This is a genomic window from Maridesulfovibrio pacificus (SeqCode), from assembly GCF_048612815.1.
Classification (GTDB): domain Bacteria; phylum Desulfobacterota; class Desulfovibrionia; order Desulfovibrionales; family Desulfovibrionaceae; genus Maridesulfovibrio; species Maridesulfovibrio pacificus.
This window is the reverse complement of sequence record NZ_JBLZNE010000001.1, coordinates 2,533,486-2,553,871: the sequence shown is the minus strand read 5'-3', so window position 1 is coordinate 2,553,871 and position 20,386 is coordinate 2,533,486. Positions and strand designations below refer to the sequence as shown.

15 protein-coding genes are annotated in these 20,386 nt (G+C 48.7%); 9 read left to right on the top strand and 6 right to left on the bottom strand.

Features of this window, described 5'->3' with window-relative positions:
* The first annotated feature begins 27 nt into the window (after window positions 1-27).
* Window positions 28-1,134, top strand: a complete 1,107-nt coding sequence (locus ACNI23_RS11850) for an HD domain-containing phosphohydrolase (protein WP_420248928.1) — start codon at window positions 28-30, stop codon at window positions 1,132-1,134.
* Window positions 1,135-1,152: 18 nt separating this feature from the next.
* Here the strand turns inward: ACNI23_RS11850 and ACNI23_RS11845 are convergent, their stop codons facing one another.
* Window positions 1,153-2,067: a 4Fe-4S binding protein gene (locus ACNI23_RS11845; protein ID WP_420248927.1), complete on the bottom strand. Its 915-nt coding sequence runs from the start codon at window positions 2,065-2,067 to the stop codon at window positions 1,153-1,155.
* 146 nt (window positions 2,068-2,213) lie between these two features.
* On the opposite strand from ACNI23_RS11845, the gene ACNI23_RS11840 reads away from it, so the two are divergent.
* The 4 genes from ACNI23_RS11840 to ACNI23_RS11825 all read left to right on the top strand — a co-directional run bounded on the left by ACNI23_RS11840 (window position 2,214) and on the right by ACNI23_RS11825 (window position 6,883).
* Window positions 2,214-3,689: an STAS domain-containing protein gene (locus ACNI23_RS11840; RefSeq protein WP_420248925.1), complete on the top strand. Its 1,476-nt coding sequence runs from the start codon at window positions 2,214-2,216 to the stop codon at window positions 3,687-3,689.
* Window positions 3,690-3,794: 105 nt separating this feature from the next.
* A complete protein-coding gene (locus ACNI23_RS11835; RefSeq protein ID WP_420248923.1) occupies window positions 3,795-4,925 on the top strand; it encodes an ABC transporter substrate-binding protein in 1,131 nt (376 codons plus the stop codon).
* A 35-nt stretch (window positions 4,926-4,960) separates the two neighbouring features.
* Window positions 4,961-6,466 carry a leucyl aminopeptidase gene (locus ACNI23_RS11830; RefSeq protein ID WP_420248921.1) on the top strand — a complete coding sequence of 502 codons (1,506 nt, stop codon included), beginning with the start codon at window positions 4,961-4,963 and terminating at the stop codon, window positions 6,464-6,466.
* Window positions 6,467-6,601: 135 nt separating this feature from the next.
* A complete protein-coding gene (locus ACNI23_RS11825) occupies window positions 6,602-6,883 on the top strand; it encodes a peptidylprolyl isomerase (protein ID WP_015853060.1) in 282 nt (93 codons plus the stop codon).
* Between the two features lie 59 nt (window positions 6,884-6,942).
* Here ACNI23_RS11825 and ACNI23_RS11820 read toward each other — a convergent pair whose 3' ends face one another.
* Complete coding sequence (locus tag ACNI23_RS11820) at window positions 6,943-7,953, bottom strand: asparaginase (protein ID WP_420248919.1); 1,011 nt, start codon at window positions 7,951-7,953, stop codon at window positions 6,943-6,945.
* 183 nt (window positions 7,954-8,136) lie between these two features.
* Here ACNI23_RS11820 and ACNI23_RS11815 point away from each other — a divergent pair, with 183 nt between their 5' ends.
* Window positions 8,137-10,089, top strand: coding sequence for a PAS domain-containing protein (locus ACNI23_RS11815; protein WP_420248917.1), 1,953 nt, complete (start codon window positions 8,137-8,139; stop codon window positions 10,087-10,089).
* Between the two features lie 85 nt (window positions 10,090-10,174).
* Here the strand turns inward: ACNI23_RS11815 and typA are convergent, their stop codons facing one another.
* A complete protein-coding gene (gene typA / locus ACNI23_RS11810) occupies window positions 10,175-12,022 on the bottom strand; it encodes a translational GTPase TypA (RefSeq protein ID WP_420248915.1) in 1,848 nt (615 codons plus the stop codon).
* A gap of 286 nt (window positions 12,023-12,308) precedes the next feature.
* Here typA and thyX point away from each other — a divergent pair, with 286 nt between their 5' ends.
* The 3 genes from thyX (at window position 12,309) to ACNI23_RS11795 (ending at window position 16,293) form a co-directional block, all read left to right on the top strand.
* Window positions 12,309-13,052, top strand: a complete 744-nt coding sequence (gene thyX, locus ACNI23_RS11805) for an FAD-dependent thymidylate synthase (RefSeq protein WP_420248913.1) — start codon at window positions 12,309-12,311, stop codon at window positions 13,050-13,052.
* A gap of 978 nt (window positions 13,053-14,030) precedes the next feature.
* Window positions 14,031-15,392, top strand: coding sequence for a chromosomal replication initiator protein DnaA (locus tag ACNI23_RS11800; protein WP_420248912.1), 1,362 nt, complete (start codon window positions 14,031-14,033; stop codon window positions 15,390-15,392).
* Between the two features lie 208 nt (window positions 15,393-15,600).
* Entirely contained in the window at window positions 15,601-16,293 is a 693-nt protein-coding gene (locus ACNI23_RS11795) for a DnaA N-terminal domain-containing protein (protein WP_420248910.1), read from the top strand.
* Window positions 16,294-16,359: 66 nt separating this feature from the next.
* Here the strand turns inward: ACNI23_RS11795 and ACNI23_RS11790 are convergent, their stop codons facing one another.
* The 3 genes from ACNI23_RS11790 to ACNI23_RS11780 form a co-directional block, all read right to left on the bottom strand.
* Window positions 16,360-17,550: a PhoH family protein gene (locus ACNI23_RS11790; protein ID WP_420248908.1), complete on the bottom strand. Its 1,191-nt coding sequence runs from the start codon at window positions 17,548-17,550 to the stop codon at window positions 16,360-16,362.
* A gap of 186 nt (window positions 17,551-17,736) precedes the next feature.
* Window positions 17,737-18,321 (bottom strand): hypothetical protein, encoded by a 585-nt coding sequence (locus ACNI23_RS11785; RefSeq protein WP_420248906.1) that lies wholly within the window; start codon window positions 18,319-18,321, stop codon window positions 17,737-17,739.
* Window positions 18,322-18,395: 74 nt separating this feature from the next.
* Window positions 18,396-20,249: an NTP transferase domain-containing protein gene (locus tag ACNI23_RS11780; RefSeq protein ID WP_420248905.1), complete on the bottom strand. Its 1,854-nt coding sequence runs from the start codon at window positions 20,247-20,249 to the stop codon at window positions 18,396-18,398.
* Window positions 20,250-20,386: the final 137 nt, after the last annotated feature.

The following is a 20,386-nucleotide window of genomic DNA, read 5'->3' as shown; positions in this document are numbered from 1 at the left end:
CATAGTAAAAATGAGCAGGGGTAAGCATTGGATAATTCAGAATTAACTATCCTCGTTATTGATGATGAAGATTTTGTAAGGGAAACAATCAGTGACTACTTGAGTGATTCCGGCTTCAACATTATCGATGCAGGAGACGGTGAGGAAGGATTGGAGATTTTCAGGCGTGAAAATCCTGATGCTGTTCTGGTTGACTTGAATATGCCTAAGGTTGACGGCTTTGAGGTCCTTACAAAAGTTTCAGCGGAAAGCCCGGATACTCCGATCATAGTAGTTTCCGGAGCCGGATTGATTCAGGACGCCATCAAGGCGGTTCGACTTGGAGCCTGGGATTTCGTCACTAAACCCATTGTTGACCTGAATATTCTGGAACATGCTCTGGGGCAGGGCCTTGAACGAGCTACCCTGATCAAGGAAAACCGTCGCTACAAGGAACATCTTGAAGCTGAGGTGGAAAAACGGACCGAAGATCTGCGTAATGAGATTAAAGTTCGCCGTGAGGCTCAGGATGCGTTGATGGCGATTCAGGACGAGGTCATTGAAACCCAGAAAGAAGTTATCCTGACCCTTGGCGAAGTTGTGGAGAATCGTTCCAACGAGACCGCCAACCATGTGCGCAGGGTTGCCGAGCTTTCTTATATCCTTGCCCGCCGTTACGGTTTGAGCGAGGAAGAAGCCGATTTACTGCGCCTCGCCTCACCAATGCACGATGTGGGCAAGATCGGAATCCCCGATACAGTGCTCAATAAACCCGGACGGCTTACTCCCGAAGAATTTGAACTGATCAAGACTCACACCACCATCGGCCATGAAATTTTAAAGCATTCCGAACGTCCCATCTTCAAAGCTGCTGCTATTGTGGCCTTTGAGCATCATGAGTGGTGGAATGGCGAAGGATACCCCCGTCAGCTTGCCGGTGAGGATATTCATGTTTACGGAAGAATTACCGGTATTGTTGATGTATTTGACGCCTTGGGCAGTGAACGAGTCTACAAGAAAGCCTGGCCTATTGATAAAATCAAAGATTATTTTGAAAAGGGCAAAGGCAAGCAGTTTGATCCGCACCTGACTGATCTGTTCTTTGAGAATCTGGATGATATTCTCGAACTCAGGCGCTCTTTTCCTGACGGCTAGTTCTGGCTGATTTTTCTATTAAAGCTTATCGATCAGCAAAGGTTCGGGGTGTTTCTTATTGCGTGCCAGACGCAGAGCGTCCTTGCGGCATTTGTTGGTACACACTCCGCAGCCCATGCATTTCTTGGGATCTATACGCATGCGTTTATCACGCAAATGCATCGCTCCGAAGGGGCAGTATTCCATACATTGACCGCAGCCGATGCACTTTTGCGGGTCCACCACGGCGATATAGCCGGAAGGTGCCAGCATGGGGATACCGTTGCGCATTGCTTCCATAGCACCGCAGCAGCAACTGCAGCAATTGCAGATAGCGTAAAACCTGCCCAGCATAACATCCTTGAAAAAAACATGGTGCACATGTCCCCGTGCATTTTCCGCTTCCAGAATGCGTTCAGCTTCGTCTTCGGTGACTCGCCGTGACTTTTCCGGGTGGTTTTTAGCCACAAAGGAAGCAAAAGGTTCACCCACAATCATACATACATCAAGCGGGTAACATGGTTTTTCTCGTGAAGCCCGACAGGGGCACTCAAAAAGCACTATATGTTCTGGATGCTGCAAGATAATGTCGCGGGCTTTTTCATAGGGCAGAACCCGTTCCGGCAAGGTAGTGCGTACTTGTTTCTTTATTTTGACAAGTTTTATAGCTTCTTCAGTGGGGATGACTTTTCCATGATAGCTTTGCGCAAAGTCGTCCTTGAGTTTTTGACGCTTTTTTTTGTCTTTGGGAGATGCGACCAGACTGGTAAAAAACTCAGCTATAGGAGCCAGATTGTTCTCGCCCAACGCGGCTCCGATGTAGGCTTTGGGCCAGCGAATGTACATATATCCGTGAAGAACATCCTTCATAGTCAGGTTCCGGTCTTCAAGTGCCTGCTTCAGGAACTCACCGGTTTCAGTGTCAGGTATGAACTTGTTCAGGATTCGTTTCATGGTTCTCCCTCTTATAGACATAATTATCAGAGCGGGAAAAAATAGTACAGTTTTTCCAGAAGCAACTTCACAATCCACTATGCTTATGTCTATGTTGATTCTGAATCTGATAACATATTCCTGATGAAGTTGAACAGGAGTTGTGAATGGAAATTACAGTGCACAGACACGGGGATACAGTTGTTGTCGGTATGAGCGGAAGGATAGACGCTTTTGGAGCCGGTGAACTGGAAAGTACCCTTAAGAATATCCTCGCAGACGAAGAACTGGCCTGCATGGCTTTCGACATGACCGATGTTCGCTATCTGAGCAGTGCCGGTATTCGGTCCATAGTGCGGACCATGAAGATATTGCACCGCCGTAACGGTGCGTTGGCTATTTGCGCTCTTTGTTCTTACTGCCGTAATGTGCTTGATACAGCCGGAATGATAAGTTCTCTGAATATTTTCCCTACTCGCAGTGAAGCAATGAGCTTTCTGCAATCAGTCCAGTGGGAGCGGCAGGCCCTGGATAATTGGGAGAGTATGGAAACAGCGGACTCACCCATTGGGAAATTCCGTTTTGTTCCCGGTGAGAATTCTCCTTCCGAGCTGAAGGTTATCGGTTCAATCGCAGATGTTTTTCATTCCCGAGTAGATGAGACGCGAATATTTTCCCGTGGTTTTTCCCAGACTGAATATTCAATAGGTGTGGGCGGGCTTGGGGACGTGCCGGATGATTATATGAAGGTGCTCGGTTCCATGATCACAATTGGCGGGACCATGGCATGGCTTCCTACGGACGGTCATGATCTTGCAGATTTTCTTGTCCCCCGCAACGATACCGGATCTGTGATGATCCGCACCCCTTTTAACCTGACCCTTTCCGGTGGATTCAATGAATATATAATGTTTGAATCCACAGAGGAGGGCGGAACAACTCTTGACCGTCTTTATCGAGGCCTGTTTCTGCTTGCCCGGCGCAGGCGCAGGGATTTCAAGGGAGTGCTCGGGGTGGCCGCATGGATGCAGGTCAGCGAACTTATGGCCGGGACCATGATGCGTTCCCCGGTGCGTGAATTTGCTCCTGAGAATAAGAAGGCCATTACCGATCCGGTCAACAGTGAGGAATGGTTCAAGCGCGATGTTTTGCCACGGCACAGAGATGTCTCCTGCCTGACCTGCGGGGTGGGCATTGATCTTTCCTGTGATCTTTCGGTTTATGATCAGTCCGGCCTTTACAATGCATTTTACATTGACCCGGTTGCAGCCGGGGAGCGCGGGCATATACTTAATAATCATGCCGCGGTATTTGAGCAGATGCATATGCCGGAAAAAATGGTCTGTCTCGATAAGGTTGTACGTGATGTCTCTGCCAGGGCCGAGTTCAAGGATATGCGTAAACTTCGTGATAACAGTCGCGTTACCCGGGCTTTTCTGGGTGTGAGCTATATCCGCAAACTGGTTCGTGATGATGCCGGTTGGCAGGGAACCGCTGAGATTCCGGTCAGCAGGTCTATTGCAGAGAAGCGTTACCGCGAGGAAGCTGAATTTCCTCTGGTGCCGCAGAAGCGGGAGGCGGAATTAAACAAATTTCAACGTTTTCTGGAGGCCCAGCAGGCCAAACTCGGCAATAAGGATTGATAATTTCGGCTCTACAAGCAAAATTCAGGTTGCCTGTGCCTTCCGGTTGCGGGTAAATATCAGAAAAGATCAAGTGTTAATTGTTATGTATTTTAAGGAGGATATATGTGGTTTCGTTTGTTGGGCAGTTTGCTTGCTGTGATACTTTTGTGCACGCCCGCTTTTGCCGGAGAGAAAATCATCAAGGTCGGGGTGCTCTATAACCTTACCGGGGGAATGGCTGCCATTGACCGTCCCGGATTGCACGGCATGGAGCTGGCCAAGGAAATCATAAATTCCGGGGGCGGAATTATGGGCCGCAAGCTGAGTCTTGTGGTTTCCGATTGCCGTTCAAATCTCGATTCGGCGGCAATGGCATCAGAAGCCTTGGCCGGTCAGGATGATATGGTTGCTGTTATTGGACTAAATGACACAGATTATGTAATGGCTGCGGCCCCTGCCGTAACTGCAAAGGACATCATTTTCATTACTGCCGGGGCGACCATGCAGAACCTTCCCTACATGTACGGGAAGAATTTCTTCATGACTGCTTTCGGGGATAATATGCAGTCCCGCGCTGTTGCTAAATTTGCCACACGCAGGCTGGATACTTCCAGCTGTTTTGTAGGAACTGACATTTCCAATGAGTTCACCAAGACTCTTTCCAAATATTTCAAGCGCCGTTACCGCAAGTATGGCGGGACTATTGTTGATGAGGTCTGGTATGGTTCCGGGGATGGTAAATATCCCATGCCCAAAGGGGGGGAAAAGAATCCTGATCTGATTTTCATTTCCTCAATTCCTCCGGATGCGCCCAAGTACGTTACCGAGCTCCGTAAGGCCGGGTTTAACCAGCCCATTGTCTCCGGTGATGGATTTGATACTCCGGGACTACTTGATATCCCTCATGAATTTGCCCATTCAATCTATTTTGCCACCCATGTGGCCTTGGATAATCCTGATCCGCAGGTTCAGGAATTTGTGGACAGTTACGAGAGAATGTTCGGTATCCGTCCTGAATCAGGGTTCGCCGCTCTCGGCTATGATACGGTCATGCTTCTGGCTCAGGCCATTGAAAAGGCCGGTGTTGCCAAGCCTGATGAAGTTCGTGAGGCTTTGTCCAAAACAGCTGGATTTAAAGGTGTTACAGGTGAATTCTACTATCCCGAAGGGATTAGGGTTCCCATGAAAAGTGTGGATATAGTGAAATATCAGAATGGAACTTTTTCCTTTGTGGAACAGGTTTCCCCTAAATAACGCCGCATTTTCTGCGCAGCAATATGGAGCAGTTTATGGAATTCAATATTGTTACCGAACCGGCTTCCGCATGGTCCGCGGACGCGGTTATCTTTTTTGCTTTTAAAGATTCTGAAGAGCATCTCAGCGGTTTTTCTTTATGGATGGCATCTGATGCCGACTGGGTTGCAGTGTCTCCCGCCTTGAGTGATTTCTCCGGTGAACTTGGCAGTTCCACTGTAATCTACGGTTCCGATTCTTCTGTGCAGAGAGTGCTGCTGGTCGGGCTTGGCGAGGAAAAGGATTTCGCTGTTGATAAATTTCTGCAGGCCGTAAGCGGTGCTTTCCAGAGATGCCGTGAATTGAAATTCCGTACCGTTGGTGTGCCTCTTGCCGCCTTTGAGGGAATTGCTCTTGAAGATAAGCTGGAACATTTTGTAGTTGCTGCCATTGAGGGGCTGTATTCCTTTGATGAATTCAAGAGCAAGAAGGATGAAAAGAAGGAACTGCCGGAAACTGTTCGTTTCCTGAGCGAAGAAGAACCTCCGGCTCATCTTACTGAAATGCTCGCAAAAGGGCAGGCTGTGGGTCTTGGAATTGGCTATGCCCGTGATCTGGTCAACCTGCCGCCCAACGTGGCTACTCCGGTCTATCTTGCCGATGAGGCCAAGAAGATGGCCAAGAAGTTCGGCTTCAAGTTCAAGGTCATGAAGCGTAAGGAAATCATCGATAAGGGCATGGGCGCTTATGCTTCCGTGTTCCGCGGGTCCAATGATGAACCGCGCATGATTATCCTTGAATATTGTCCCAAGGACCGCGAAGGCGAGAAGCCGCTGGTACTGGTAGGTAAAGGTGTAACCTTTGATACAGGGGGGATTTCTCTTAAGCCCACCGGATTCATCGAAGACATGAAATGCGATATGGCCGGGGCAGCAGCAATACTGGGCTTCTTTCAGGCTATCGGTGAAATCAAGCCGGATCTGCCCATAGTCGGTATCCTGCCTTGCGCCGACAACATGCCGGATGCCAACTCCACCCGTCCGGGCGAGGTGGTCACTTCATTTTCCGGCAAGACCATTGAAATTTTGAATACAGATGCCGAGGGCCGTCTGCTGCTTTGCGATGCTCTTGCATATTCCGCTCAGTATGAGCCTGCGGCGATCATCGATATAGCTACCCTGACCGGGGGCTGCATTGTAGCTTTCGGCTGGAATGTGGCGGCAGTGATGGACAACTCCCCCTTAATGCAGGATCTGGTCATGGAGTCCGGCAAGCGGGTAGGTGAACGGTTCTGGCCCATGCCGCTCTGGGATATCTACAAGGAAGAACTCAAAAGTGAGGTAGCCGATCTCAAGAACGTAGGTTCCCGTGAAGGAATGACCATCCATGCCGGAATGTTCCTTAAGGAATTCGTTCCTGAAGATACCCCGTGGGCACACCTCGATATTGCCGGACCCGCATGGCGCAAGAAAAAGTCGCCTGCCGGAGCAGCCGGGGGAAGCGGATTCGGCGTGCGTACGCTGGTTGAGCTGGCGGAGCGCATTGATCTGGAAGACATGTAGATAATTCTGGTGTAGTATTTCAACTTGCAGTCCTCGCATATTCATGCAAGGTCATTTTTTGCGATGAATAAAATCGCAATGGCAAGATTACATGGTTTATTAAAATTATTTATTCAAGCTTACAGGAGCACACACATGGCAAAAGCATCTGCCCGCCATCTTTTGGTTAGTGATGAACAAACCTGTCTGGACCTGAAAAAACAAATTCAGGACGGCGCAGATTTTGGTGAAGTAGCAAAAAAACACTCCAGCTGCCCCTCCGGACAGCGCGGCGGTGATCTCGGTGAATTCCGCCCCGGCCAGATGGTTCCGGAATTTGATACCGTTGTGTTCAATGAAGCAGTTGGGGAAGTTCACGGCCCGGTAAAAACTCAGTTCGGTTACCACCTGCTGATCATCGATAGCCGCGAAGACTAAGCAACTCTTCACAGTGATATTTAAAAAGCCCCGACTTAGTCGGGGCTTTTCTTGTTTTATTACACACTCTCTTCAGCAAATATCTCTTCAACCCTGTTGCAGGGGCAACCTGATCCCAGCAGCATTTGCAGAAGCAGGGTCGCTTTGAGGGCGGAAAGTCCCCCGGCGATGATGACCCCTTTCTGTTTCAGGTTGGCGGCTCCTCCGGGGTAGGCGTAGATGGGCCATACTCCGCCTTCTACACAGCGGGTGCAGAGAACTACCGGGATTCCGGCTGCGATGCATTTCTCGATTCCGGGAACTGCCCCGGGCGGGGTGTTCCCTGCTCCGAATCCTTCCAGAACTATGCCTTTGGCTCCACTTTCGAGCAGTTTTTCCAGTATAGTCGAATCCATGCCCGGATGACAGCCTACCAGATGGACTTTGTCGGCCATTCCTGTAACCGGGAAGGGCAGGCGTGGTCTGCGCCCCGGTTTGGCCCGGGTCAGGATGACTGATTCTCCGGCGATAAAACCTATTCTCCCGGTGTTTTGACCGATAAACGGGTCAACGTTCAGGGAACTTGATTTGATGGCGTTCTTGGCGGCAAAAAGTTTGTCGGCCATCTGGATGATGACATCGGTTCCTTCCGGCGGGGGAAGCAGACAGGTACGGATAGCGTCCACAAGGTTGCGGATGCCGTCATAGCCGGATTCATTGAAGTAACGCATGGCTCCGGTGAGTATGACCGGTTTTGGTGAACGCACGGTCAGGTCCAAAACATAGGCGGTCTCGGCCATTAAATCGGTCCCGTGCAGGATTACTGCGCCAAGCACCTGCTCTTCGGCCAGAAAATCTTCCACATCGTGAGCCAGTTGGAGCATTTTGTCCGGGGACATGTGCGGGCTGGGAATGTCCGACCAGAGAACAGGCCGGATCTTGATGTCGTGTCCGTCCGGTGTGATCTCATTGAGCAGTTTGGTGAAATTGTCGTCCGGGACAACCCCGCCGGCATCCGGCTTTTCGCTCATGCCGATGGTGCCCCCGGTGAAGATGAGGATAACCTCTCCTGAGATATTGTTTGAACCCATTTTAATCTCCGTAAACAGTCTAGTCTTATTGGATTCTGGTACAGCAGGAAGCCTTGAATGGCAACAGTTCCTGGCGGTGGTGTTGTTTTATAATCTTTAAGTTTTCGCTGTCCTTATAGGTCGGGTGTGCTATAATGAAGCCAGAATTCCATTTTTACTGCTTTGGAGGGTGCTTCAAACGTGGTGGCTTTAGAAGGATATATCATGCAGGGGATCGAGTTCCTGGCTCAGGACTATCCCGGTGTAGTTGTCGGCCTTGATGAGAATAAACGTATAGTATTTATCGGTGGTGAAGAAGCTGCGGTTATTTCAGGTCAGTTGACTGCGGGGCAATATCTGGACCCGTCTGCATCAATTTTATTGGTAAGGGGGCTGGGTAGGTTTGCTGATCGCATTGTTGAGGCTGATCCATTGCCCGCAGGTAGTTTTGAATCGGTAACTGAATCGGGGGGGATTCTCTGGAAAGGCCTGTTTCATGATGATTCAGGCATCATCGTACTTAAGGGAAGAGTGCATGGGCGCAGCAGTGAAGTTGAAAGAGGCCCATATGGTCAGGAACAAATTCTTGCCACTTTACTGGCGAATCTTCCGGGCATGGCCTACCGCTGTAAAAATGATGTAAACTGGACAATGGAGTTTATAAGTGAAGGTTGCTTTGAGCTGACCGGTTACAAGCCTGAAGCCATGCTTAGAAACCGGGAAATTTCTTATGCGGATATAATTCTTCCCCAGTATCAGGCCCACGTCTGGGAATGTGTGCAGGAAGCTGTGCAGGACCGGGAGCCTTTTGAAATGATCTATAAGATCAGGACAGCTTCCGGTGAGGAGAAATGGGTCTGGGAAAAGGGCGTTGATGTCAGGAATGAAGACGACGATGGTTTTCTTGAAGGATTCATTACAGATGTTACGCCGCTAATGTTGGCCGAACAGGCATTGCATCAGAGTGAAGAGCGCTATCGACTCATGGCCGAAAAGACCGGACAGATGGTCTATGATCTGAACCTTGAGACTGATGAAATTGTCTGGTCCGGGGCTGTGCTGGAAATCACCGGTGTAGAGGAGCGTGAATTCCAGTCTGTGAATCTTAAAGGCTGGGAAGAAAGAATCCACCCTGACGACCGTAAAGATGTCGTGGAAGAGCTTGAAGCGTGCATCCGTGAGGGAACTCCTTTTGTCTCCGTGTATAGATTCAGGCGCAAGAACGGCAGTTATCTCTATGTTGAAGATGAAGGCAGTTTTCTGCTTGATGCTAACGGAACTCCGGTGCGTATGGTCGGTGTTTTACGCGATTATTCACATAAGATGAAAGTTCAGGAGCTGATGATCCAGACTGAGAAAATGACCACTGTGGCCAGTCTTTCCGCAGGTATGGCCCATGAGATCAATAATCCGTTGGGGGTCATCACCCAGTCGGCTCAGAATATAGAACGCAGGCTTTCCCCTGACTTGCCCGGAAATATTGAAACTGCGAGGAAAGTTGGTGTTTCACTTGATTCAGTGCGCAGTTATCTTAAGGAACGCAAAATTCTGACTATGGTTGAGGAGATCAAGGAGGCCGGAACTCGGGCGGCAAAAGTAATTGTAAATATGCTCAATTTCAGCCGTAAATCAGGGGACAAGAAAGATTTTTGCTCCATTCCCGAGATAGTGGAGCGGGCTATTGCAACTGCTGATGCTGATTTATGCAATGGGGAAGATTGCGATTTCCGTAAGATTAATTTTGTGAGGGATCTTCAGAAAGAGTTGCCGCATGTGCTCTGTTATTCATCTGAACTGGAACAGGTTTTGTTTAATCTGATGCGGAATTCCGCTCAATCGATTATTGATGAAGGTTGTTCCGGGATTAGCCCGGAAATAGTTGTACGTGGATATTGCAATAACGCCTATCTGACTATAGAGGTTGAGGATAATGGGCCGGGTATGGATAAGTATACCAGCAAGAAGGCTTTTGAACCGTTTTTCAGCACTCGCGCGGATGGCGGCAGCGGGCTTGGATTGTCCGTGGCTTATTTCATAATTACCCGCAACCACGGCGGGACCATCAGGATTGATTCTGAACCGGGCAAGGGTACTAAATTTACGATTCAGCTGCCGCGCGGGCCGGTATCGGATATATTTTCCCAAGGGCTGGTTTAAGTCCTTCGGAAAAGATGACGCCAAAGGGAAGTTGGCTAGAAAAGGGAAAGCCGGGGGAGTTTAAGAAAACTCCCCCGGCTTGTGCTTATTTCTGGCCTTTGGCTTTGAGCTGCTTGCCGCGTGCCATGTGGCGCTGGGATGCGGAAAGTTCAACCTTACGCAGGCGGATGGATTCCGGGGTTACTTCGATCAGCTCGTCGTCGCGGATGAAGTGCATGGCCCGTTCAAGGGTCATGGGACGGATGGGGGTCAGGATTACAGCCTCATCCTTACCGGAAGCACGCATGTTGGTAAGCTTTTTCTCTTTGGTGGGGTTGATGTTGATATCATTGTCCCTGTTGTGCTCACCAACGATCATGCCTTCGTAGACCGGATCACCGGGTTCGATGAACATTTCACCGCGAGGCTCAAGGTTGAAGATAGCGTAGGGAACGCCTTTACCCGCACGGTCGGACACGAGGGAACCGGTGTAACGGGAGGGGAAATCTCCACGGTAATCTTCATAACCTGCGAAGAGGGAGTTCATGATACCGGTACCCTTGGTGTCGGTCAGGAACTCATCGCGGTAGCCGATAAGGGCGCGGGAAGGTGCGGAGAATTCCATGCGGACTCGGCCCTTACCGTTGTTGACCAGGTTGGTCATCTTACCCTTGCGGGTGGAAAGTTTTTCAGTAACTACGCCGAGGAAAGCTTCTTCACAGTCGATGAAGACCTGCTCCATGGGCTCCAGCTTGCGTCCGCCTTCGTTCTTGTAAATAACTTCAGGACGGCCCACGGAAAGCTCAAAACCTTCGCGGCGCATGGTTTCAATGAGGATAGCCAGCTGGAATTCACCACGGCCTTTTACGATGAAGCTGTCTTTCTCATCGCTTTCCTCTACTTTTACAGCCACGTTGAGCAGGGTTTCCTTGTGCAGTCTTTCGCGGATTTTTGAAGACTGAACCAGCTTGCCTTCAAGACCTGCCATGGGCGAGGTGTTGATGGTGAAGCGCATGGAAACGGTAGGCTCGTCAACAGTGATGCGCGGCAGGGCCTTGGGTGCTTCCTTGGTGCAGATGGTGTCACCGATGGTGATGTCTTCAATACCGGATACAACCACGATATCACCGGGATCGGCTGATTTTGTTTCAGCAAAGGAAACGCCGTCGTAGGTCTGGATTTTGGTCAGACGCAGGGAAACGTGCTCTTCCTTCTCATTGATGCAGAGCAGAGGTTCGTTCTGTTTGGCGCTGCCGTGGATTACCTTACCAATGGCAAGGCGTCCGAGATAGTCGGAGTAACCGAGGTCGGATACGAGCATCTGGAAAGGTTCGGATTCGTCATAAGAAGGACCGGGAACCTGTTCCAGAACGAGGTCCATGAGCGGGTGCAGGTTCTCACCTTTTTCTTCAAGGGTTTCCTGCGCGATACCGTCACGGCCGATTGCGTAGAGCAGGGGAAATTCGAGCTGTGCTTCGTTGGCGTCAAGGTCGATGAAGAGGTCGTATACTTCGTCCAGTACTTCGTCAGGACGGGCATCGCCACGGTCAATCTTGTTGATGACAACGATGATTTTAAGACCGGCTTCAAGCGCTTTTTTGAGTACGAAACGGGTCTGGGGCAGGGGGCCTTCGGAAGCGTCAACCAGAAGGATGGCGCCGTCAGCCATGGACAGGGAACGTTCAACTTCGCCACCGAAGTCGGCGTGACCGGGGGTGTCGATGATGTTGATTTTTACGCCTTTCCAGTCAACGGCGCAGTTTTTTGCAGCAATGGTAATGCCGCGCTCGCGTTCAAGGTCCATGCTGTCCATGAGGCGGTCATCAACTTCCTGACCTTCGCGGAACAGTCCGCTCTGCTTGAACATACCGTCAACCAAGGTTGTTTTACCATGGTCAACGTGGGCTATGATAGCTATATTTCTAATTTTGTCGTTTTGGATAAGATTAGTCACGGATTCCTCCGGCGCCGGAGATTTGCCAAAAAAAATCCCCTGCACGGAGTGTACAGTATAAAAATAGGGGCAAAATTCTCAGCGGCTGGTTAAAGTAGAGATAAGGAGACGTTAGTTAGGGTATATTATGACGGCTGGCAAGAGAAAAAATGGGCTTTTAGGTGACATTTAGGCGAATAATTTTCTGTTAAGGCTCTGAAGCTTGCTTTTAAAGCCGACTCCCTATATCAAGTTGCGCCCCTGTATGAATTCCTTTATGAAGGGGGCATAAATTTAAGGAGCGCATATGCCTGAGAAAGATTTACGAGTGGAACTGTTGTCCATGACCCCCAATGCCTTGGAGCTGCTTTATGCTTCTTTTCGGCAATGTTATCACGCCGGGTTTGTGGCCGACATGTGGCCCCGGCTCCTGAACGGTGAAATTGAAAAGGAAAAGCAGGCCACGTTTGTTTCCAAAGTCCTTGAGTCCGGCCATGACAGTCCCATTGAGCATGTCAGCTTTACTTTTGCCATTGAAGGGATATCCCGGGCTTGTTCCCATCAGATAGTTCGCCATCGCATTGCTTCATATTCGCAGCAGAGCCAGCGGTATGTGGCTGAAAATGATATGGATTATATCATTCCTCCGGCAATCGCAAAGATTCCCGAAGCGCGTGAGCGGTTTGAAAAGTTTATGGAAGAAGTAGGCAGTGCCTACAAGGATTTGCGTGAGATTCTGGTTGATGCCGGGCGCGAAGACAAAGCTAATGAAGATGCCCGTTTTGTATTGCCGCAGGCTGCAGAAACCAAGATTGTCATCACCATGAACTGCCGTTCGCTGATGCATTTTTTCAATCTTCGTTGTTGCCAGCGTGCCCAGTGGGAAGTTCGGAAGATGGCCGACAAGATGCTCAAGATATGCAAGGAAGAGTTCCCGGCAATTTTCGAGCATGGCGGAGCCAGCTGTGAACAATTGGGATACTGCCCGGAGGCCGACAGATTTGCCTGTGGTCGCTACCCGACCCTGAAACAACTGACTAAGGGCGAGTAATCTCCTACATTATATAATATGCCCGCGCAGAGTATAGCTTCTCGGTAGTTTTCTATATTTATATTAAGTGATTTTTCTAATATGCCTGTCCAGTTTTTTGGGCAGGCTTTTTTTTGTCCTGAATTTGTCTGAAATCGGGCGAAATTGGCTAAAACAGGAAATATGGCATGGAATTTCGTCGAAATTTATTTTTTAAGCAGACTAAATGGCTTCGGGTAGATTTTAAGCAGATGAAAATAAGCCAGCCAGACCTATTATCGTGTGTAAGACAAGTTCTTAATTTCACGACGTGTACCAGAAAATACCGCATAGATGCTTATATTCTAAGTAACTTTATTTTGGCAGAGAGGTCGAGGTCGCTAAGATTGATTATTCGATCAATTGTTGCATCTTTCCATGCATAGCTGTCAGTAACTAGTGAGTGGGAAAACCCTTTGTTTGCAAGGCTTGAGCAGTGTCAAGAAAATAAAAAGTCATTTATTTCAAGTTGTTGTGAAGTGTTCTAAAGTGACATGTCTCAGAACCCTTTAGTTTACTGGGCTTAGCGAGCTGTAGTCTTTGAGAGGATATTTATAAAGGCTTGATGTATTTTGTGTTATTTTATGTAAGTCGTTAAAAAACAAATATTTACGTCTAGAATGTTACATGTTAGTGACGAAATTAATATATAAAATAATGAGTAAGAAGAAATGTAACAATGAGAGAAAAGACGTAATTTTGCGTAATATGGAATAAATTCAATTTTTGTCTGTGGAAAAAGTTTTCCACAGGTGTTGAAAATATAAATTAAAAAGTTGTTAAAGCTAGCAGCTACGCCCTTTAAGGGCTTTCGGGTCTTGCTGACCGAATTGCTAGCATTAAAGGAAAAATGTATAAAAACAGATACTTAAGTTGTAGATAACCATTCCGGCGTCATTGGACGTCTGCCGCCGTATCAAGAGTTGATGGTTATACTCACTTTGAATTAGTAAACCCCTCATGATGAGAGACAGCTGGAATAAAATTCTAAAATTTCTTGAGAAGGGACTGAACCCCGGTCTGTACAAAGTATGGATCAAGCCCCTGAAGGCGGAAGTCAGCAGCAATACAATCAAATTGTATGCTCCTAACGACTTTGTGGCAGCCTGGGTTAGGGACCGTCTCATGGACAACATCAAAGAAGCTGGCGAGCAGGTTCTCGGCACCAGCCCCAAGGTGGAGATTGGGGTTAGGAAGTCCGTAGAAAGGCCCGCGGTCAAGGTCGATAGACCCAGACCTGCGGTAGCTCGTCCAGTACAGACAAGCATGGGCCTTCCCATGATGTCTTCCGCGGTGGTCAATACTCGTATTCCCCGTTGGCGTTTTTCCTTTGACGATTTCATAATCGGCGAGTCCAACAGACTTGCCTGCGCCGCATCCAGAAGTCTCTGTGATAACTCCCTGCCCGGTGACCAGCTCTTCATGAGCTCCGCTCCCGGTCTCGGAAAAACTCATCTGCTGCATTCAATAGGCAAGAATCTATGTGCTTCCAGTAACAAGAAGCACATTTCCATTGCCTGTCTTACAGCGGAAGAGTTCGCAAACAGAATGGTTCTGGCTCTTAAAGCCGGTGAGATTTCCCGCTTTAAATCCGAATTCAGGGACAATGTGGATTGCCTGCTTCTGGAAGATATTCACTTCTTTCAGGGCAAGCAGAAAATGCAGGATGAAATTCTGGAAACTCTGAAGAGCTTGCAATTGCGCGGCTCCAAGGTGGTTATGACCAGTTCCTTCCTGCCTCGTGAACTGGATAAGGTCGACCCGCAGTTGGTTTCCCGTTTCAGTTCAGGTCTGCTGGCACTTATTTCCACTCCTGATTTTGAGACCAGAAAGAGAATCGTTGAAAGCAAAGCCATACGACTGGGAACCCAGGTTCCGGATTCCATTTCCGAACTTCTGGCGGACCGTATTACCACAGACGTAAGACAGCTGGAAAGCTGCTTGCAGAACCTTGTGCTGAAGGCAAGACTGCTCAACCGTGATGTTTCGCAGGAACTGGCCTGGCAGGTACTGGAAAACTATTCCATTGCCAAAGCCGCGCCCAGCTATGATTCTATCGTGGATCATATCTGCCGTTCTTACGAACTTACAGCTGATCAGTTGCGCTCTAAAAGCCGTAAACGCCAGATTGTACTGGCACGAAACACCGCTTTCTTCCTCGCCCGCAAGCATACCGAACTGTCCCTTAAGGATATCGGAACCAGACTGGGCCGCAGACATTCTACCGTAATCAAAGGTATCACTAATATTGAACGTGAAATTTCCCTGCAGACTCCCCTTGGAAGGCAGCTGCAGGATACTATAGACCGACTTACTCCGTAAGATCGGTTTCTCGGACAACAGATTTTTTATGGTTCCCTTTGGGAAGTTTTTTTCTGTTGTTTTTGTTTTTCAGCGTTTTTGATTTCCGAAAAAGAGTGACAGCATAAAGCTGTTTGCTCTTTTTCGGGTTTGGGGATATTCATTGCAACCGGTTTGTAAATGTCTTTTGACGGTCCTTTTTTGAGGGCCTAAATTGCAGAGGTGGGAAATGAATTCCAATGTATGGAGCTCCATAAAGAAAAAGCTTCTTGTACGCATTAATCCTGTGCTGGTCAGGGTTTGGGTGGAACCTTTGACTGCACGCTATGAAGATGGCGTAGTTCAGCTGACCGCACCTAATGAGTTTGTCATGAACTGGGTGCAGGAACATTTGCTGGATCGTATCAAGGATGCCGCGCAGGAAGTACTTGAGACCAAGGTCGGGGTAACCATTGATTTGGAAAGCGGTAAAGCGGACACTCCCCGGGAATTCATTTCCGATGTCACTGCTTATTACGCAGCAGAAGAAATTCTGGCCAGCATAAACAGGCTGACCGGGATTGTTCGAAGTTTGAGGCCGATGGATTTTGATGAGGCTGATTTTGAGGCCGAAGCGACTGAAGTTATGCCCGAACTGGAAGTACAGACTTTCGATTCCATCCTTGATGCTGTGCTTGAGGCTTTTGCGGTTTCATTTCGTGACCTGATGATGCAGGCCAATGCGCATGCTGTGCTTGCCCGTCGCGCTCTGTACTATCTCTGCTTCCGTTACGGTATCCCTGCCGAGGAAGTGGCCTTGAACATGGATTGCACGGTTTCCGAAGTGCGCAAGGGTGCGCAGGTTCTGGAAGGCGAAATTTCCGAAGCCATTGACAACGGCGAAGACCTCGACGAACTCCTCCTGAGGATCTTCCAAAAGTAGTAAAAAAATTTCTGAATTAATAGGATAAAAGGCCCGGCTGTTTACTGAACAGCCGGGCTTTTGTGTTTACAAACCTGTCTTCAAAACCATGTCGGTAATAGGTCCACGCGAACGTTCGCCCTTGAGGACCATGTGCGCGTATTCCTTATTATCGCGCAGCTTTTTGACCACCCAGTTGAGACCGTTGTTGCTTTCGTTGAGATAAGGGTTATCCACCTGCCGTGTGTCGCCGAGACAAATGCATTTGACGCCTTCGCCCATGCGGGTCAGCAGCGAACGCACTTCGGAGCGGGACATGTTCTGCATCTCATCAATGATGACTACGCAGTTCTCAAGGTTCATGCCCCGGATATAGGCTATGGGCAGAATTTCGAATTTTTTCTGGTTAAAGCGGAACTTTTCGGAATCCGTATCCATGAAAATACGGTTGGCCGGACGTTGTTCGTGCAGCTTTACTGTCAGGTCACGTACATAGCGAACATAAGGCTGCATTTTTTCTTCCACTGATCCGGGCAGGAAACCCATTTTGGCTCCTATCTCCCAGATAGGTTTGACCAGATAGACCTTTTCAAAGGGATTGTCCTTCTTCTCCAAGGCCAGATAAAGAGCGGACGCCAGAGCGAGAAATGTCTTCCCGTATCCGGCTTCGGACTGGATGGAGACAAGGTTGATTTCATTGTTGAGCATCAGCTCAAGGGCAAGGTTTTGATAAATGTTGCGTGGTTTCACGCCCCAGACTTCATGGGTGTAGGTAATGGCCTTATTTTCCTTGCTGCCGTAAAAGACCGGAGTTCCATTTTCCCAGCGGAAGCTGTTCACATAGGGCGTTTCGTCTTCATCCACAAATCCGGTATACATCTGCGAATCAGAGCGGAAGGGGTCGGAATCCTTGTATTCTTCCCATGTTAGATTGTAAATCCCAGCCTTAATTTGCAGGATGCGGTCATTAGTGACCAGAATAGGATCATCAATGGACGCGTTGAGTGTTTCCTTGAGAATGCGGTCGTCCGGGCTGAGGCTGCTTAGTTTTTCCGCAAACTCAGGGGAGAGGATAGAGATCTTGTCGTCTTTTAAAATGGACCTTACTGCTTGGGAAACAATGTGTCCGATGCGAGGGTCACGCTTGAGCTTATCCAGCTCGGTAATGACTGTGTAGGGGAGGTGAACGTTGTTTTCAACTCCGTTGCGCAGAGCTGTGATGCATTTGGGGTTTTCAATGAGTACGTTGGTGTCCAGAACGAAGTTCTTCTGTCCCATAAAGCCTCCTCTTTTAAAGTGGTCCAAAAAGAGAAAAGGCGACCAGATTAGGGCCGCCTTATTATGAACGATGCATGTGTATGCTCTTTTGAGTCTGCAGGCTGCCCTGCTTGGTTTTCCTCATGATTTCAATATACAACATCATGGAGGTTAGGGGAAGCCAAATATATTTCGCTTGGGTTAAGTTTATGCGACAGAATCATTCCCACCGATTATCATGCTGAATTCTTCAATATCCATCCCGCTGAAGATATGGCTGTATTTAGCAACGGCTTCATAAGGTTTTTTTTCGTAGGCCTTGGCAAATTCGAGGTATTCTTCCCCGGCTTCAACAAGGCTGTTTAATGAACTCACACCGCGGAAATCATTGGCGAGGTCGGGGTTGTCCTGAAAAAGCTGTTCAATCTCATCCTTTTGGGGATGGTCTCCCATTACCCTCACGTTTCCGGAACTGTCAGTGGTTAATTCTACGGGGGGATCTGTGCTGATATCGTTTTGTAGGAAAAGCACGTTCACGTCATCCTGAAATTTTTCCGTGCTGGTTTCCAGACCTGTTTTAAGATCATCAAGAGAGATGGATTGGCCCGGTGTGTACGGGATATTCATGTCGGAGAAAAAGCTGTCGATGGAAGCGAGCATCTTGGCAGAATCGGAGATAGTTACTTTATCACCGGATTGCCGGTCCTGCAGGGGCGGTTGTATTCCGGCTCGGGATTGTTGAACTTCGTTGACTGATTGCGTTGCGTATGCTGATTGAACTGAATTGATCATGCTCGGCTCCATGGATTTCTGGGCAGTTTTTTCCTGAGCCGAATAAATGCAGTAATTATGCCTGGAATAGTAACTTAGAGCCGGATTACTTGAACAACACTTTGAGGAGGAAGTTCTCCGCAGTCTGCGGGAATAATAATTATACCGTTACACAGGCTCATAACCTTGCGCGGTGAAAAGGATTTATCAAGCAAAGGATCAGCAAATATTTTGCCGTTGTCTTCAAAAATACGGCAGGGACGCAGTTTTTCCCGGTCGCGTCCACCTTTCAGCGCATCGGTAAGAATTGCCGGGGTTGTGGCGGAAGTTTCCGCTTTTGCCTGCAGCATATTGATTACCGGATTGACTATGGTGTGGAAGGCAAGATTTACTGCATTGGGCGGACCGGGCAGGCCGATGACAATTGAGTTGTCCATGTTGAATGCAAATACTGATTTTGCCGGATGCATGGCCAGCCCTTTGAAAATTGGTTTTCCTCCGGCCTGCCGGATGGAATTGAATACAAAGTCGCGGTTGCCGGGGCCTGTTCCACCTGTAGTGACGATCAGCTTGCAATCTTTATTGGCCTGCACTGCTTCGGATATAGCTTCCGGAGAATTCGCGCAGGGCGCAATGCGTACGTCACGGATTCCGTAGCGATAGCATAAGGATTTCATAAGGATGAGGTTGTCTGCCGGGATCAGTCCGCATTGGGTTTTCTGCGCCGGATCGCATAGTTCATTGCCAACAGCCATTACAGCCACTTTGGGCAATGGGTAAATCGGAATGGAGCGGATGCCTGCATAAGCCAGCAGAGCGGCATCGCAGGGCGAAATAACAGCACCCGAATTGACGATGGTCTCACCCTTCATGATGTCCGATCCTGAATTGCGGATGAAATCACCCTTGCGTACCGGAGAACTGATGCTGATGGAGTTTTCGCCCACTTCAACATTTTCAAAGGGTATGACCGCATCGGTGCCCTCGGGAACAATGCCTCCGGTCAGCACACGGACTGCCTGTCCTTCACATTTTCCCGGTACCGGGCAGGAAGGGCGGACTTCACCGGAAAATTTGATCTCAACCGGCTGATCATTAGACGCAGCAGAAGTGCATGCACTGGGTACGGCAAATCCGTCCATAGCCGAACGGTCATGCTCAGGCAGGGATATGCCCGATTGCAAGGTCTCTGCGGCAACCAGCCCAGAACAGTCAGTTACCGGAACGTATTCGTTCTTCGGCAGGGCAATGCTTTTGCGGATAAGTTTAAGTGCTGCACTGCGCGGGATGGAGTGCGGAAAAGAGTTCTGTCCGCTTCCGGATCTATCAGTAGGATTCTTAAGGTCTTCGCGGACGCGGCTTAATTCATCAGGCGTATTTATGTTTATGAAAGTTGTCAGGCCTTGATCTTTTTTTGCCAGCAAATCCGTGTCCACGGTCTTTACCTTCACCTGCGGGAAAAAGCGGATGATCTGAAAGATATTCTTTTGCAGGTTTTCTTCAATGAACGGCAGGCAGCGTTTTGAATAAACAGCGCAGAGAGGCTCGTAGAATCCGTCCGGGTGTACGGGAATAACTACATCGTCATCCGGTTCAACCCGGCTTAGCATCTCGCTGATTAGTTCCCGTTTAAGAAACGGAGAATCGCAGGCGGTGATGAACACATGATCAGTGCGGGAATGGTAGAGCGCGGAATGTATTCCGGTCAGTGAACTGCGTGATTCAAAGAGATCGCCAACCAACCGTACATCAAGATCCGGGTGGTTTTCCGGGGTGCGGGTAATAACAAATGTTTCCGCAAAAAGTCCCTCAAGACTGCGGATGATTCTGCTGACCAGTTTCTCACCGGAAATTTCAAGGCAGGATTTATCCTTCCTGCCCATGCGTCGCCCTTCGCCACCGGCTAAGATGGCTGCACTCAAGTTCAATCTTTCTGTATTCCCGCTCATTTTTTTTATATCGCACAAAAGGTTCCAGTATGCCATAACCTTTTTATTATGCTGAAAAAAGCCAGATGACTTGATATTCACTATATTAAAACTGTTTACAAAATCATATTTGCCCCTGTACTTAAACTTTTTAAAAG

What these genes read in the sequence shown, in the direction of transcription:
- ACNI23_RS11795 (WP_420248910.1), top strand. Translation starts at nt 15,601, where the DNA reads ATGAATTCCAATGTATGGAGCTCCATAAAGAAAAAGCTTCTTGTACGC.
- ACNI23_RS11780 (WP_420248905.1), bottom strand. Translation starts at nt 20,249, where the DNA reads ATGAGCGGGAATACAGAAAGATTGAACTTGAGTGCAGCCATCTTAGCC.
- ACNI23_RS11800 (WP_420248912.1), top strand. Translation starts at nt 14,031, where the DNA reads ATGATGAGAGACAGCTGGAATAAAATTCTAAAATTTCTTGAGAAGGGA.
- ACNI23_RS11840 (WP_420248925.1), top strand. Translation starts at nt 2,214, where the DNA reads ATGGAAATTACAGTGCACAGACACGGGGATACAGTTGTTGTCGGTATG.
- ACNI23_RS11790 (WP_420248908.1), bottom strand. Translation starts at nt 17,550, where the DNA reads ATGGGACAGAAGAACTTCGTTCTGGACACCAACGTACTCATTGAAAAC.
- ACNI23_RS11820 (WP_420248919.1), bottom strand. Translation starts at nt 7,953, where the DNA reads ATGGGTTCAAACAATATCTCAGGAGAGGTTATCCTCATCTTCACCGGG.
- ACNI23_RS11830 (WP_420248921.1), top strand. Translation starts at nt 4,961, where the DNA reads ATGGAATTCAATATTGTTACCGAACCGGCTTCCGCATGGTCCGCGGAC.
- ACNI23_RS11825 (WP_015853060.1), top strand. Translation starts at nt 6,602, where the DNA reads ATGGCAAAAGCATCTGCCCGCCATCTTTTGGTTAGTGATGAACAAACC.
- ACNI23_RS11835 (WP_420248923.1), top strand. Translation starts at nt 3,795, where the DNA reads ATGTGGTTTCGTTTGTTGGGCAGTTTGCTTGCTGTGATACTTTTGTGC.
- ACNI23_RS11845 (WP_420248927.1), bottom strand. Translation starts at nt 2,067, where the DNA reads ATGAAACGAATCCTGAACAAGTTCATACCTGACACTGAAACCGGTGAG.
- thyX (WP_420248913.1), top strand. Translation starts at nt 12,309, where the DNA reads ATGCCTGAGAAAGATTTACGAGTGGAACTGTTGTCCATGACCCCCAAT.
- ACNI23_RS11785 (WP_420248906.1), bottom strand. Translation starts at nt 18,321, where the DNA reads ATGATCAATTCAGTTCAATCAGCATACGCAACGCAATCAGTCAACGAA.